Raw genomic sequence first — 12,773 nt, 5'->3', positions numbered from 1 at the left:
CTTAGCTTTTGCCTTTGATTGATAAGGAAAAGTAAGGAAAAGGCCCGGTCATTCGCCGGGCCTTTTGATATTCACTTGTGATTGGCTGGTTTATTGATGGTTTACCAGACGAAGAGGCCGACCATACCGGCGGACAAGAGGGAAACCAGGATACCGGACAAGAGCAAACGACCCACGTTCTTGGCGATCAGGTCGTTCTTTTCCTTGCCCACCAGACCCTTGAAGCAGCCGGTCACCATGCCGATGGTGCTGAAGTTGGCGAAGGAGGTGAGGAAGACGGTCAGCACGGCCTTGTAATGAGGGGCGAAGGTGCCGATGGTCTTGGTGATTTCGCTCATGACCACGAATTCGTTGGTCACCAGCTTCATACCCATATAGCCGGCCATGTTCCAGGCGGTGCCGGGGTCCAGACCCAACAGGAGGGAGGGGATATAGAGGAAGACGCCCAGGATGCGCTCCAAGGTCAGGTTGGGGTTGATCAGGCCCAGCAGCATGTTGATCAGGGCGGCCAAGGCCACGAAGGCGATCACGTTGGCGGTGATGATGAGGATCAGTTTTCCGGCGCCCAGGATGGAATCGCCCAGGAAGGAGAAGAAGGGCTCACGCTGGGGCTTGACGGCCTTCTGCTCGCCGTCTTTCTTATCGCGCTTGAAGACCTTGGAGAACCAGGAGGAGACGGACTTTTCGGTCTGATCGCCTTCGGCGGGCTCGACCGCTTCGGCCACGGTCTCGGTTTCGGCGGCGGTCTCCACGACCTGTGCGGAAGCAGGGGCGGCGGCCTCGGCGCTGGTGGCGTCGGCGGAGGCTGCGGCCGCTGCCTGCGATTCGGCCTCATCGGCCAGGGTGGCGATGGTGTCCTCTTCCTTGGAAACCTCAACGGGGTAGAGGAGGTTGGCCACGATCAAAGCGTTGATGCAGTTCAGGGGGACGGCGGTCAGGACGAATTCGCCGGGGACCATCTGAATATAGGAGGCCAGGATGGAGGCGGTCACGCAGCTCATGGACATCATGGCCAGAGTCAGGTTCCGTGCCGGCTTCATCTTCTGCAGCTGCAGCTTGGATACGGCCAGGGCTTCGGTGTTGCCCAGGAACATCATCTCCACGGAGAAGAAGGTCTCGAATTTCGGCTGCCTGGTGATGAAGCTCAAGGCGCGGCCGACCCACTTGATGATCCACGGCAGGAAGCCGATGTAGGTGAGGATGTCGAACATGGGGACGACCAGGAGGATGGGCAGGAGGGAGGAGGCGACGAAATTCACCGGCTTAGGGTTGATGCCATTGGGGCCGACCCAGTTCGCGAAGGCGAAGTTGATGCCTTTGAAAGCGGCGTTGACCATCTGGGTGAAGCCGGCCGCGGTCGCGCTGACGACCGCCCGCCCCCACGAGAACGAGGTGAGGAACCAGGCGATGAAGATGTTGAGGACGACCATGATGCCGATCGATCCCCAGGCGATGTGTTTGCGGTCATGGGAGAAAAGCCAGCCGACGAAGCCGAAGACCAGGATTCCCACTATGTTGAGCGTTAGGTAGAGAGGGCTCATTGAACAGTTCTCCTTCATTTTGAGACAACTTCTTCATGGTATCGGCCGGGTCTGATGGAGGGCAAGCCCTGAGAAAGTGAGATAAAACACAAAGATGCCATTTGACCGCCCGTCGGCGTGGAATGACAAGGAAAATCAAGGGAGAAGCCCGTTCTCTATATGAGACGGGCCGACGGCGATGTGTGTCGGGCCCCTCCCAAGCCGGTAATCATCTCGTGGTAAGAATTGATGACGGCTCGCCCTTCCGATCGTCGTCCTAAGGAGGAGAACAATGGCCCAGCTTTATTACCGTTATGGCACCATGAACTCAGGCAAAAGCATCGAGATCCTCAAGGTCGCGCATAACTACGAAGAGCAAGGCAAATCGGTGGTCCTCATGACTTCGGCCGTCGATACCCGCTCCGGCTACGGCAACATCTCCTCCCGCATCGGTCTCACCCGGCAGGCCGTCCCCATCCATCCCGATACCGACATCGTCGCCTTCCTCCAAGGTTTGGAGACGAAGCCTTACTGCGTTCTGGTGGATGAATGCCAGTTCCTGTCGAAGAAGAATGTCTATGACCTGGCCCGGGTGGTGGATGACCTTAAAGTGCCGGTCATGTGCTTCGGACTCAAAAACGATTTCCAGAACAAGCTTTTCGAAGGGTCCTACCATCTGCTTTTATTGGCTGATAAGATTGAGGAGATCAAAACCATCTGCCAATTCTGCAGCAAAAAGGCGACCATGGTCTTGCGGACCGAGGACGGCCGGCCGGTCTATGAGGGGGAGCAGATCCAGATCGGCGGCAACGAGACCTACATCTCCGTCTGCCGGCATCATTATTTCCATCCCGAGGCCAAACCAGCCGATTGAGCATGGCTGGTGAAAAGCATGACTGATGAACGTAGCTGAAGGAAGCCGTTGGGTTCGCCGCCAGATACGGCCGCAGAGCAGGGGAATATAATCGGAATATAGAAAAACCCCGCATGAAGCGGGGTCTCCTTTTTGGTCGGGCTGATGGGATTTGAACCCACGGCCTCTTCGTCCCGAACGAAGCGCGCTACCAAGCTGCGCTACAGCCCGTTACCAACACAGAAGATACTAGCCCAAGGCTCGGAAATCAAATCGGCCAGGGTGAGCCGTGTGTCAAGCTCCCAGCTTGATATGCTCAATGTCTTTGCGGCTGGAACGCTTGAAAAGCACGGCCCGGTTGCCCATGGCGGACACCACGGTCGCCCCCAGCTGACCAGCCAGGTCTTCCGCCGCCTCCTTGACCGTAACCTCCGAGGTATCGGCCAGAACCTGGATCTTGATCAGTTCTTTCTGGGCCAAGAGGCCGAACGCCTGCTTGACCACGGCGTCGGTCACGTTGTTCTTGCCGATGATGAGCAAGGGCTTCAGAGGCATAGCCATGGTTTTCAGAGTCTTCAATTGCGTTTTTGTCAGTGGTCGTGCCATTGCTATCCTATCGTGGCTGCTTGGAGGTGATTATCCGATTACTGTTCTCATGCTATCCAACGGTATCGAAAGAGGGCTTAGAATGGTACCTGTCCAACCTTCCAGTCTGAGCAAAAGGAACCAAGCGAGCGTATGTCAAGGAAAAAGAAGACAAGAGGCGCGAATCCTCGGGACGCGAATCTTCCCTGGTATTTTCGCTCCTATATCGATTTGGACGACTCTCCCAACTTCTTATCCCTCTCGCCATTCTGCCTTATTATCGGGGCCCTGGATAATTGGGCTGCGATGGATATGACCGACGCTATGCCGAAGTGGAAGTTCCTCGGGGATTTCGCCGGCGCGGTCACGGTTTTCTTCGCCCTATGCTGGGCCTGCGCTGAGATGACCCCCATCATGGCCCTGTTGATCAAGCGTCCTCGGTTTTCCGGGGTCCTGGTGGCCTTTTACACTTTCCTGATCGATCTTGATTCCGTGGTTTTAGGGATGTGCCTGAGCGTTGTCGAAGCCATGCGGTCGCAGCCGGACCTATCAGTCTATTTTTCCTCCTATAGGTGGCGTGTGGTGCTGGTCTTTACCATCATCGCCTTCGTGATTGGCATGGGGTGGAACGCTTTCGCTTTGCATCATCGGCTCAAGCGTAAGAGCAGACGTAAGAAGACGCTGTCTGATGAGGAGTTGGACCCTCCCGCCCAAAAGTCTTTTCAAGACCAGATGAAAGAGCAGGACATCGCCTTCGTGATCGGCATCGTGGCGACCGCCCTCATGGGGTTAGTGACTTATAGCGTATTAGGCATTATCTTGGTGGCCGTGTCCTCGTATCTGCTTGGACAGATGTTCGTGAAGTTCTCTTACGAAGCGACTATGCGGCTCAGGGGCCGGAAATTCAGGTATGATTATGCGGGTGAGGGCGGAGGAGAGGATGATGATGGTGATGAAGGGAATGAGGAGGAGCCCTTGTTCTCCGGCGGTTTTGCCGCAGGCATGCGTCACCTAGTAAAAAGGTATGGCCTGAAACTGGCCTCCGTCTACTGCTTGTCCATCGCCGTGGCGAGCTCTGTCCTGCGCGACCCCACCATCCCCTTTTATATGATCGTGCTTCCCGCGCTGGCGATATGCGTTTTCATTTGGTTGCCTGTACACGTGGTGCGCAAGCTTGTGGACAAGGTCAAACGGCGGGGTCATCAGTCCGATTCGTCAGGCGGAAAGCGGTAGTGGGCTTTGCGTAAACTAAGGCGGAGTAAGTTTTAGTTAGCAGATAGGCAGGGGAAATGACAGACGTGAGCGAGGATGTGGCTTTCAACGCCGCCATCGCCAATGATCAGGCCCAGTTGCAGGCCGATCAAGACCAAGCCGAGCGGGGGCTGGAAACCATCAAGCATGCGGAGATGCTCCAGGACCAGGACGCGGCCATCCAAGCCAGGATCGATGCCGGCTCCAGCCTGGATGATGCCATCGACGTCTCCAACAAGGAATTCGGCCCCAGCGCCCATCCCGAACAGGTGCAGATGCGCGTGGCCAAGCGCGCCCTCATGCTGCAAGAAGGCATCAACCCCTATCCTGTCAAGCTGGATATCACCTCCACCATCGAGGAAGTGGTAACCAAATATACGGATGAGGAAGGCAAATCCACTCTAGAGGCCGGGGCCGAAACCGACGACTTCGTCGGCTTGGCCGGCCGCGTGCTTTTCCTGCGCAACGGCGGTGGTCTCTGCTTCGTCCAGTTGGCCGCCGGGGATGGCACCCATATCCAAGGTATGGTCTCCAAGCGGGAAGTCGGAGCTGACTCCCTCAAGCTTTACAAGCAGCTGGTGGATTTGGGCGACCACCTCTTCCTTCATGGCCGGGTGATCGCTTCCAAGACCGGCGAGCTGTCCATCATGGTCGACCAGTGGCGGATCGCCTCCAAGTCTTTGCGCCCGCTTCCGGCCCTGCACAAGGAGCTGAACGAAGAGCAGCGCACCCGCAAGCCTTATCTGGGCATGATCGTGGACCAGAAGTCCCGCGACATGGTCCGTAACCGGGCCAAAGTGGTGGCCTCCCTGCGTCGGAACTTCGATCAGCGTGGCTTCCTGGAAGCCGAGACCCCCATGCTGCAGACCAATCATGGCGGGGCCACCGCCCGTCCTTTTGAAACGCATATGAACGCCTTCGACATCAATCTTTTCATGCGCATCGCTCCTGAGCTTTTCCTCAAGCGCATGCTGGTCGGCGGCATCGATAAGGTCTTCGAGATCAACCGCGACTTCCGCAACGAAGGGGCGGACGGCACCCATGCGCCTGAATTCACCATGGTCGAAGCCTACGAGGCATACGGCACTTATGACACCATGGCCAAACTGACCCAGTCCTTGGTCCAGCAGGCGGCCATCGACGCTTTCGGCACCACCGAGTTGACTCTGGTTGACGGTACTCCTTACAGCGTGGGCGGGGAGTGGAAGTCCATCACCATGTATGGTTCCTTGTCCGAGAAGCTGGGGGAGGAGATCACTCCGGAGACTTCCGTGGAACACCTTGCCGCTTTGGCCGACAAGCTGGGCGTGGAACGGGAGGAGGTGGAGAACCACGGCAAACTGGTGGAACACCTGTGGGAACACTTCTATACGGAGGATTCCCGCCAGTTGTGGGAGCCGACTTTCGTGCGCGATTTCCCCGTGGAGACTTCGCCTTTGACCAAGTCCCACCGGTCTATTCCCGGACAGGTGGAGAAGTGGGATCTGTATGTGCGCGGCTTTGAGCTCGCCACCGCCTATTCCGAACTGAACGATCCGGTCGTCCAGAGGCAGCGCTTCGTGGACCAGGCCAAGATGGCTTTGGCCGGAGACTCCGAAGCCATGGATATCGATGAGGACTTCCTGGAAGCTTTGGGCGTGGGCATGCCCCCGGCCGGCGGCATGGGCATGGGAATCGACCGTCTGCTCATCGCCTTGACCGGCGCCACCATCCGCGAAACCATCACCTTCCCCTTGGTCAAACCTCTTCAGGCTTAAAATCAGGGTTCCTGGCCGATTCGATGGTCGGGACCGGGCGGGAAGGATTCCCATGGACGGGCGAAAAGAGCGACGGCGGAGGCTGGCCTTGTGGATGGCCGGCTTTCGCTGGCGGACCCTGCCCATGGCCTTCCTCCCCGTCGTGACCGCCACCGTCCTGGCCCGTCTGCAGGGGTTTCCCAGATCTGCCGATGGATGGCCGCGGTTCTGGCTGCTGGCCGCCTTCTGTCTTTTGGTCAGCCTGAACCTGCAGATCGGGGTGAATTTCCTCAATGATTACTCCGATGGGACCAGGGGTCGCGATGAGGCCAGAAGGGCGAACCGCGAGGATGGCCCCGTTTCCGGCCCTGTCCGGCTGGTCGCTTCCGGAGTGAGGCCTAAGGCGGCTCTGGCCGTCGCTGTGGGCTTTTTGGCTTTGGCCTGCCTTTCCGGGTTGGTGGTTGTGACCCTTACCGGCCTGTGGGCGCTGATGGCGGTGGGCGTCGTATGCTTGGCCGCGGCCTGGGCCTATTCCAGTGGCCGGCATCCCTACGGGATGGCAGGCTGGGGGGAAGTCGCCGCCTTTCTTTTCTTCGGCCCTGTCGCCGTGTTGGGGACGGACTGCGTGCTTGGCTCCCCTTGGCCCTTTTGCCCTCCGGCCGGATTCGTCCGATCCGGATCGGCTCAGCCTGTCTTCACCTGTACCTGTATATTCGCCTACGTCTTCACCTTTCTCGCCTGCCTGATTCCCGGGCTTTTTTCCGCCTGTCTGATGATGGTCAACAATCTGCGCGATATCGATGATGACGAATTCCATGGCAAAAGGACGCTCATGGTTCGTTGGGGCAGGAAGAGGGGGGAGGCCGTCTTTGCCATCTGCCTCGGGGCCCTTCTCCTTGCCCAGGCCGGAGCCTTTTTCCTGCTTGTATCCTCTCCCTTCATTCCTCTGATCGCATCCGGGACCCACCCCCTTCCGCCCCGTTCTTCACTCGCGACCATGATAGTTTGTTGCTTGACCGGCTTATCGATCCAATCGGTCATGGACGTTTCGCTCTGGCTTCGTCTGCATCGACGGGATTTCCGGCGAGCCTTGACTTTGGTCTCCGCGGCCATCAGCTTTTCCGCCATTTCCTTCCTTCCTTTCGCCTTCCTGCCTCTGATTTGAGGCCTGATGCGCGCCCGTCCTCGTCTGAGCCGGTGGGTAAAATCGGGACCATGACTTACAAATTAGTACTGCTCCGACATGGTCAGAGCGCATGGAATAAGACAAACCAGTTCACCGGCTGGGTTGACGTCCCTCTGACTGAGCAGGGCGTGGAAGAAGCCAAGCGTGGCGGTCAGCTTCTCAAGGAGAAGAACGTCCTGCCTGACATCGTCTTCACCTCTTTGCTGCGTCGTGCCATCAACACCGCCAATTACGCCTTGGATGAGGCAGACCGCCTGTGGATCCCCGTCAAGCGCAGCTGGCGTCTGAACGAGCGTCACTATGGCGCTCTGCAGGGCAAGAACAAGACCGAGATCCGCGAAAAGTACGGCGACGAGAAGTTCATGATCTGGCGCCGTTCCTATGGCACACCGCCGCCTGACATCAACCCTGACGATGAATACTCCCAGGCTCACGACCCTCGTTACACCGCTTCCGAGGTTCCCGAAGCCGAGGCCTTGGCCAACGTGGTCGAGCGCGTCACCCCTTACTGGGAGAGCGACATCGTCCCCGAACTTAAGTCCGGCAAGACCGTCCTGATCGCCGCTCATGGCAATTCCTTGCGCGCCATCGTCAAGATGCTGGATAACCTGAGCGAGGAAGAGATCTCCAAGGTCAACATCCCCACTGCCATTCCGCTGTTGTATGAGCTGGATGAGAACTTCAAGCCCATCAAGCCCCGTGGCGAATACCTGGATCCCGAAGCCGCCGCGGCAGGCGCAGCCGCCGTCGCCGCCCAAGGCCAGAAGTAGGCTAAAGCAGGCCGAATAAGGCTTAAGGCTCGGCGGAGCAAAGCCGCCAAGCGAAAAGCAGCTGATTTTTCAGCAGGGTCCTCTAGTCCGATAGGTCAGAGGACCTTTTCGTACCCGGATTCCTGCCAGAGTGTCGATTAACTCCGGTTAGAGCCGGTTAGAGCCAATCCAGGCCAATCAGGACCCATGAGGACAGACGAGAACAAGGCGGTGAACGAGCATGACTGATTCCTTCCCCAAGATCTTCGAAGACATCAAGGCCGATGAACAGAACGCCGACTACACCAGACAGGGAATCGATCCCTTATATATAGTCAATCAGCAAGCCCGGCTGGTCATCATCGGCCAGGCCCCGGGACGCATAGCCCAAGAGACCCGGCAGACATGGAACGACCACAGCGGAGACAAACTGCGGGAATGGATGGGGGTGGATCGGGAGACCTTCTACACCTCCCCGTGCATAGCCATCATGCCCATGGATTTCTATTTCCCCGGAGCCGGAAAATCCGGCGACCTGCCGCCCAGGCCGGGTTTCGCCGAAAAATGGCATCCGCGGCTTCTGAAGCTCATGCCGAAAATCGAGCTGAGCCTTCTGGTTGGAACGTACGCGGTCCACGCCTATCTGCATCAGAAGAATTCGGTCAAGCTGACGGACATCATCCGGGACTATGACCGCTACCTGCCGGAATTCATGCCTTTGGCTCATCCGTCTTGGCACAATCAGCTCTGGTTGAAGAAGAACCCTTGGTACCAGGAGGAAGTGATCCCCCTCTTGCAAGAGAGGATTCGGGGGATTCTGAACGAGGAATAGATATTATTTATAGGGGGAAGGAGTGAGGGAGAGGGGAAAAGAGGCTAGGAGACTTCCTGGTCCCTCTCCAGCTGAGGCTCTTTGGTGGGGTCGAATCCTGAGACCATATAGACCAGCATCCGGGCCACGGAAACGGCGTGGTCCCCGAAGCGTTCATAGTAGCGGCCCAGGAGGACCAGATCGATGATCTGTTGCCGGCTGGCCGGCCAGGCGTCGCTGGTCGCCAGCTCGAAGGTCTTCTCGTGCAAGGCATCCAGCTTGTCATCATTGATGATGAGCCTTTCCGCCATGCGAACGTCCCGGGTATCCAGGATAGTGGTCAGCTGGGCCGAAGCGTGGGAGACGAACTGCTGCATCTGCTCGAAGACCTCGCGGGCGGAATCGTCGATGGCGCATTGGGGGTAGGCGCGGCGGGCCGTTTCCGCGATATGCCGGGCCAGGTCGCCCATGCGTTCGAAGGTGGCCGCCAGACGCAGGGTGGAGACGACCATGCGCAGGTCCGTGGCCACCGGGCTTTGTTGGGCCAGAAGGGTCACGCAGTGGTTGAGGATGTCGTTCTCCAGCTTGTCCAAAGCCGCGTCGCCGTCAATCACCGCCTGGGCCGTATCTATGTCGCTGTCCAACAAGGCCTTGCCGGCTTGGTCGATCGCCAGATGCACGCCCTTGCTCAGACGGTCCAGGTCATCGGCGACCATTTTCAATTCCTTGGTGAAGATAACTCGCATCGCTGTCCCATCCTTTGTCCGGCTGCCTTGTCGTTCCTTATGGTCTCTATGGTAAAGCATCGGCCATAAATTCCGGGCCCGGGCCGGCGGACTTGCCATATCTGTGTCACAATGGGAGTATGCATTTCGACGCCTTCGCCTTTTCCGCCTTGTCCATCCTCTTGGTCATGCTCGCCATCGGCCTGGGGACGGTGGCCTACTTCCTGATCCGGTGGATCCGCTCCTTGGCCGCTTCGGCCCGGGGCAGGGCGAGACAGGGCTCGGCGGAGGCGGAGGCGCAGACGGAAGGCCGCGGTCGGCCAACCAACCGACATAGCTTGTCCGACGCCGTCTGGTGGTGGAAGCACAACCGGAAGCATCGCCGTAGGGGAGGGGGAGGCAGTGGCCGGGGCGATGGCCCTGATGACGATTCCGATGACTTCGACGATGATTCCGATGATGACGAGAGGCCGGGAGGAAAGCAGGAAGACGATCTGGCCCCGTCCGCCATCACCATTTTGAGCACCATCGACGCGGCCACCATGGTGGTGGATGAAGACGACGACATCGTCCGTTCCTCCCCGCAGGTGTATCAATTGGGGCTGGCCCGCAATGACTCTGTCTGCAACGAGGAGCTGCTGGAGGCCATCCATCAGGTAAGGGGCAGCGGGGAGAGGAAGATCTTCGACCTGGTCACGCATACGCCGGACGATATGGCCCTGCCGGCCCGGGTGGGAGCCACCTTGCCTGCATTGCCTGCCATAGGCGGGGAAAAGGGTCCGGCCTCAATCAGTGCGGAGGCCTCGCCAGCCGCCCTCGCCCCATCCGACTTATCCGAGGAAGACAGGCAGCTGCAGCTTGTGGCTAGGCGCAATTGGCTGACCGTGACCGTGCGCCAGATCTCCGCCCACCTGGTCCTGGTCTTGGTCCAGGACAAAAGCCAGGAACGCCGTTTCGCCCGGATCCGCGATGATTTCGTCACCAACATCAGCCAGCAGCTCCTAGTTCCCGCTCAAGCCTTGGAAAAATTGGGGGCCGACCTGAACCGCGACATCGAAGAGGGCAAGATGGACAAGGCCATCCTCCAGAAAGACGCGCGGACCGTCACCCAGGAAAGCCAGCATCTCAACCATCTGGTGGCCGACCTGCTCATTCTGCTCAAGGCCCAGGAAGACCTGGTCCCATCGCCTGAAAACCGGATGGAAGTCGCTCCTCTGCTGCAGGAAGCCGCGGCCGATTTGAAAGCGTCGGCCGCCACCAAGAACATCAGGATCGACGTCCGCTGCCAGGGAGGCCTTTTCATCCATGCGGACAAGGAGGAGATGGTGGCCGCCTTGGAAAAGCTGGTCGACAACGCCATCCGGTATTCGCCCTTCCATTCCGATGTGGTCCTCACTTCCAGCCGGTCGCCTGACGGCCGTTCCGCCCTCATTCGCGTGATCGACCACGGTCAGGGGATGGACAAGGAGGATCAGAAGAGGATCTTCGAGCGCTTCTATCGGGGCAAGAACCAGAACGAGAGGACGGCTGACGGGGTTGGCCTGGGGTTGGCCATCGTCAAGCATGTGGCTTTGACCCATCACGGGTCGGTGGGTGTGTGGTCGGCCCCTCGCCAAGGATCGACCTTCACCGTGGCCCTGCCTTTGGCCTGATGCTCCCCTCAACTCTGCGGGAAAAGGGCGAAAAGGCGGTACTGTTTGCGGTTGAGGAATTCCCAAACCAGCAGAAGGGCCCCGATGAGGACGCCGAAAAGGCAGATATGGAGTTCCCTGCGCATCTGATGGCCCAGCAGCATGAGGATGCCGTAGACGACCGCCGCGATGACCCAGAGGATGGTCCCCACCCAAAAAAGAACGCGCAAATCCACCTGCGCCGCATGGGGGGCTGGCTTGCGGACTTCAGGATCGTAAATAGGCGCGAGTTTCACGTCCCCCATTGTACTCATGAGGTCGCCAACCGCACGGGACTTGCTATGATGTTGATGGGGCTTTAAGGAGGCCATATGTATCGGATTGAGCCGGTTCGCAAAAACTACGCCTGGGGGTCCACCCAGCGCCTGCAGAGCCTCTTCCATCTTGACGAACCGGGCCCTTTGGCCGAATTATGGTTCAGCGGCCATCCCGAATCCCCCTCGGTCTTGGATGTGGACGGGGACCGGATCAATTTGGCGGAGGCCATCGACCGGGCTCCTGAATTCATGTTGGGGCACGAGGTGGTCCAGAGGTGGGGGGACTCCCTGCCTTTCCTTTTCAAAATCATCTCCGCCCAAGTGCCCTTGTCTTTGCAGGTGCATCCTTCGCTGGACCGGGCGAGGGAAGGCTTCGCCAGGGAGAGCGAGTCGGGCCTGGACCTGTCGGACCCCTGCCGGACTTTCAAAGACCCTGTGGCCAAGCATGAGATGGTGGTGGCCTTGGAGGATTTCAGCGCTTCGGTCGGTTTTCTGCCCCTCAGGAAGCAGATCGCGGCCTTGAGCATGGTCGAGCATCCTCTGGCCCACAGGATGGTGGAGGTTTTGGCCGGGGCCGATAAAGGCAAGACCGGGGCCCGGAACGCCGTCAATCAGGCCTTTCGCATAGCCTTGGGCTGGGAAGAGGACGGGACCTGCCGGGAAGGGGACCCTTCCGTCAGCCAGGCCATCATCCGGGCTTCCTTCGGATGCGACCCGGGGAGTCCCCTGGCCCATGCGGCCCGGGCGGCCGAAGCTTTTCCTGCTGACCGCAGCGCCTTGGCGATCGCCATGATGAACCCGGTGGAACTGCAACAGGGCGGATCCGTTTTCATCCCCACCGGGATCGTGCACGCCTACCTGTCAGGGACGGGGGCCGAGATCATGACCAATTCCGACAACGTTCTGCGGGCCGGTCTGACCGGGAAGTACAAAGACCTGCCGCGTTTCCTGGAAAACATGGACTGCCGGCCGGCCCCTCCTCTGGACCCTTCCTCCGGCCTGATCAAGATGATCCTCCAGGCCGATGTGGTGACTTACCGGCCTACTTTGCAGGAATTCATGTTGGCGTACGGGCATGTGGACCCCCGCTGCCAGGAGCCGGACCACTGGTGGGCGGTCAGCGACCGCCTGCGCCAGGCCCAGGCCCGCTTCGCCCAAGCGGTGGGCCCCCAGCATGTCCTGGCTTCGCAAGGCGGCCCCCGCGTGATCGTCTGTCTGGAGGGGATCGTCCGCTGCCGGACCAACAGCCAGGTGCTCGACCTGAAACAGGGGGAGGCCGCCTTCATCCCCGCCAGCGAAAAATCGGTGACCGTCAGCGGAGGGAGTCCCGCACCCGGATCCTACATCCTGGCCTCGTGCGCTTTGTGATGGCCTTGCCTGGCCGGTCGCGAGGGATGGTTCCGACGGGA

General features: G+C 59.2%; 12 protein-coding genes and 1 tRNA gene. 8 read left to right on the top strand and 5 right to left on the bottom strand.

Annotation, left to right across the window (positions count from 1 at the left end; all coding sequences use genetic code 11):
• Positions 1-101: 101 nt before the first annotated feature.
• Positions 102-1,541, bottom strand: a complete 1,440-nt coding sequence (locus tag PSDT_RS05845) for a NupC/NupG family nucleoside CNT transporter (RefSeq protein ID WP_006288863.1) — start codon at positions 1,539-1,541, stop codon at positions 102-104.
• Between the two features lie 271 nt (positions 1,542-1,812).
• Between PSDT_RS05845 and PSDT_RS05840 the strand changes: the two genes are divergently transcribed.
• On the top strand, positions 1,813-2,394 hold the full coding sequence (locus tag PSDT_RS05840; protein ID WP_006288864.1) for a thymidine kinase: 582 nt from the start codon (positions 1,813-1,815) through the stop codon (positions 2,392-2,394).
• Between the two features lie 133 nt (positions 2,395-2,527).
• Here the strand turns inward: PSDT_RS05840 and PSDT_RS05835 are convergent.
• Together PSDT_RS05835 and PSDT_RS05830 are read right to left on the bottom strand one after the other, a co-directional pair.
• Positions 2,528-2,604: transfer RNA gene (locus PSDT_RS05835), tRNA-Pro, on the bottom strand.
• A gap of 63 nt (positions 2,605-2,667) precedes the next feature.
• Complete coding sequence (locus tag PSDT_RS05830; RefSeq protein WP_006288865.1) at positions 2,668-2,979, bottom strand: YhbY family RNA-binding protein; 312 nt, start codon at positions 2,977-2,979, stop codon at positions 2,668-2,670.
• Between the two features lie 303 nt (positions 2,980-3,282).
• Between PSDT_RS05830 and PSDT_RS05825 the strand changes: the two genes are divergently transcribed.
• The 5 genes from PSDT_RS05825 to PSDT_RS05805 all read left to right on the top strand — a co-directional run bounded on the left by PSDT_RS05825 (position 3,283) and on the right by PSDT_RS05805 (position 8,712).
• A complete protein-coding gene (locus PSDT_RS05825; protein ID WP_231859823.1) occupies positions 3,283-4,191 on the top strand; it encodes a beta-carotene 15,15'-monooxygenase in 909 nt (302 codons plus the stop codon).
• Positions 4,192-4,364: 173 nt separating this feature from the next.
• A complete protein-coding gene (gene lysS / locus PSDT_RS05820) occupies positions 4,365-5,966 on the top strand; it encodes a lysine--tRNA ligase (protein ID WP_223293575.1) in 1,602 nt (533 codons plus the stop codon).
• 52 nt (positions 5,967-6,018) lie between these two features.
• A complete protein-coding gene (gene menA / locus PSDT_RS05815) occupies positions 6,019-7,110 on the top strand; it encodes a 1,4-dihydroxy-2-naphthoate octaprenyltransferase (protein ID WP_006288868.1) in 1,092 nt (363 codons plus the stop codon).
• A gap of 50 nt (positions 7,111-7,160) precedes the next feature.
• Positions 7,161-7,901, top strand: a complete 741-nt coding sequence (locus PSDT_RS05810; RefSeq protein WP_006290232.1) for a phosphoglyceromutase — start codon at positions 7,161-7,163, stop codon at positions 7,899-7,901.
• Between the two features lie 220 nt (positions 7,902-8,121).
• Positions 8,122-8,712 carry a uracil-DNA glycosylase family protein gene (locus PSDT_RS05805; RefSeq protein ID WP_006288870.1) on the top strand — a complete coding sequence of 197 codons (591 nt, stop codon included), beginning with the start codon at positions 8,122-8,124 and terminating at the stop codon, positions 8,710-8,712.
• 44 nt (positions 8,713-8,756) lie between these two features.
• Here the strand turns inward: PSDT_RS05805 and phoU are convergent, their stop codons facing one another.
• Complete coding sequence (gene phoU / locus PSDT_RS05800) at positions 8,757-9,437, bottom strand: phosphate signaling complex protein PhoU (protein ID WP_006288871.1); 681 nt, start codon at positions 9,435-9,437, stop codon at positions 8,757-8,759.
• A gap of 119 nt (positions 9,438-9,556) precedes the next feature.
• Between phoU and PSDT_RS05795 the strand changes: the two genes are divergently transcribed.
• Positions 9,557-11,068 (top strand): sensor histidine kinase, encoded by a 1,512-nt coding sequence (locus PSDT_RS05795; RefSeq protein WP_006290234.1) that lies wholly within the window; start codon positions 9,557-9,559, stop codon positions 11,066-11,068.
• Positions 11,069-11,076: 8 nt separating this feature from the next.
• Here the strand turns inward: PSDT_RS05795 and PSDT_RS05790 are convergent, their stop codons facing one another.
• Entirely contained in the window at positions 11,077-11,361 is a 285-nt protein-coding gene (locus PSDT_RS05790) for a DUF2530 domain-containing protein (protein ID WP_397224289.1), read from the bottom strand.
• A 57-nt stretch (positions 11,362-11,418) separates the two neighbouring features.
• Here PSDT_RS05790 and manA point away from each other — a divergent pair, with 57 nt between their 5' ends.
• Positions 11,419-12,732 (top strand): mannose-6-phosphate isomerase, class I, encoded by a 1,314-nt coding sequence (manA, locus tag PSDT_RS05785; RefSeq protein ID WP_006288873.1) that lies wholly within the window; start codon positions 11,419-11,421, stop codon positions 12,730-12,732.
• Positions 12,733-12,773: the final 41 nt, after the last annotated feature.

The organism is Parascardovia denticolens DSM 10105 = JCM 12538, assembly GCF_001042675.1.
GTDB lineage: Bacteria > Actinomycetota > Actinomycetes > Actinomycetales > Bifidobacteriaceae > Scardovia > Scardovia denticolens.
This window is presented reverse-complemented; position numbering and strand designations above follow the sequence as displayed.

Bases quoted from the DNA above. Each gene is read 5' to 3' on its own strand.
- PSDT_RS05845 (WP_006288863.1), bottom strand. From the start codon at position 1,541: ATGAGCCCTCTCTACCTAACGCTCAACATAGTGGGAATCCTGGTCTTC.
- PSDT_RS05840 (WP_006288864.1), top strand. From the start codon at position 1,813: ATGGCCCAGCTTTATTACCGTTATGGCACCATGAACTCAGGCAAAAGC.
- PSDT_RS05830 (WP_006288865.1), bottom strand. From the start codon at position 2,979: ATGGCACGACCACTGACAAAAACGCAATTGAAGACTCTGAAAACCATG.
- PSDT_RS05825 (WP_231859823.1), top strand. From the start codon at position 3,283: ATGCCGAAGTGGAAGTTCCTCGGGGATTTCGCCGGCGCGGTCACGGTT.
- lysS (WP_223293575.1), top strand. From the start codon at position 4,365: ATGCTCCAGGACCAGGACGCGGCCATCCAAGCCAGGATCGATGCCGGC.
- menA (WP_006288868.1), top strand. From the start codon at position 6,019: ATGGACGGGCGAAAAGAGCGACGGCGGAGGCTGGCCTTGTGGATGGCC.
- PSDT_RS05810 (WP_006290232.1), top strand. From the start codon at position 7,161: ATGACTTACAAATTAGTACTGCTCCGACATGGTCAGAGCGCATGGAAT.
- PSDT_RS05805 (WP_006288870.1), top strand. From the start codon at position 8,122: ATGACTGATTCCTTCCCCAAGATCTTCGAAGACATCAAGGCCGATGAA.
- phoU (WP_006288871.1), bottom strand. From the start codon at position 9,437: ATGCGAGTTATCTTCACCAAGGAATTGAAAATGGTCGCCGATGACCTG.
- PSDT_RS05795 (WP_006290234.1), top strand. From the start codon at position 9,557: ATGCATTTCGACGCCTTCGCCTTTTCCGCCTTGTCCATCCTCTTGGTC.
- PSDT_RS05790 (WP_397224289.1), bottom strand. From the start codon at position 11,361: ATGAGTACAATGGGGGACGTGAAACTCGCGCCTATTTACGATCCTGAA.
- manA (WP_006288873.1), top strand. From the start codon at position 11,419: ATGTATCGGATTGAGCCGGTTCGCAAAAACTACGCCTGGGGGTCCACC.